The organism is Streptomyces sp. NPDC006265 (assembly GCF_040613555.1).
Classification (GTDB): Bacteria; Actinomycetota; Actinomycetes; order Streptomycetales; family Streptomycetaceae; genus Streptomyces.
The window spans coordinates 1-1,144 of sequence record NZ_JBEXSH010001503.1 but is presented as its reverse complement, the minus strand read 5'-3'; the positions used below and the strand labels follow the sequence as shown (position 1 = coordinate 1,144).

Here is a 1,144-nt window from a genome sequence, read left to right as displayed (position 1 = left end):
GCTCGAACACCTCCGGGAGATCCTCCACCAGACTCGGCACATCCGCGAAACGGCGGTTCGCCACGCGGCTGTTGAGCCGGGGGCGCAGATCCGCGCGCCGGTCCAGTTCGCGATAGGTGACCCGGGCGTCGCCGCTCTCGACCGCCACCGCCTCGGGAGTCCTGCGCACCTGATCCTCGAACATGTGGTGGAGGAACGTGTCCGTCGGGTACGGACCGCAGCGGGCCCGCGACCAGGACTCGATCTGCCGCCGCTCTTCCTCGGGGAGAACCTGGAGGCCCGAGAGGTGCTTCGTCGGCGCGGCGACCGCGTCGGCGGCGAGCGTGCGGAAGTGGTCGAGGATCCGCCACGCCCTGTCCTCGACGAAGAGGTCGGTGTTGTACTCCAGCGCCACCCGGTAGGTGGTTTCGGTCTCGGTCACCGAGAACACCAGGTCGAACTTGGCGGCGTTGCGGTCCAGGTCGACGTCGGTGACGGTGAGGCCGGGCAGCTGCGGCGACGGCAGCTCCTGCTGGAAGGCGAGCATCACCCGGAACAGCGACTGCAGCCCGGAGCGGTCCGTGGCCACGGCGTTCACCACCCGCTCGAACGGGACGTCCTGGTGCGCGTACGCTCCCAGCGTCCGCTCGCGTACGCCACCGAGCAGTTCCAGCACCGTCGGGTCGCCGGACAGGTCGCAGCGTACGGCGAGGGTGTTCAGGAAGTAGCCGAGCATGCCTTCCAGTTCGGGCAGGTCCCGGTTGGCGCTGGGGGTTCCCACCACGATGTCCGTCTGGCCGCTGTACCGGTGCAGCAGCGCGGCGACGAGGGTCAGCACGGTCATGAACGGCGTGGCGTCGTTCTGCCGGGCCAGTTCCCGGATGCGGCGCGAGACGGCCCGTGGCAGCTCCACCGCGACGGTCGCGCCCCGGCCGCTCGGGGAGCCCTGCGGGGTGAGGTCCGTGGGCAAGTCGAGCACGGGGAGGGGGCCGCGCAGGCACTCCTTCCAGTACTCGAGTTGCGCGTCGAACGCGGCCTCGCCGACCGTGCGGCGCTGCCAGGCCGCGAAGTCGGCGTACTGCAGGGCCGGCGGTTCGGCCGGCGGGACGGTGCCCTTGGCGGCCGTCGCGTACAGCTCCAGCAGCTCCGCCACCGCGAGCTCGAA

The 1,144-nt window shown here is 71.2% G+C and carries 1 protein-coding gene; it reads right to left on the bottom strand.

Annotated features, from left to right (window positions below; genetic code table 11):
• The coding region (locus tag ABZ281_RS50175) for a condensation domain-containing protein (RefSeq protein WP_356665598.1) at nucleotides 1–1,144 on the bottom strand (1,144 nt) is incomplete at both ends.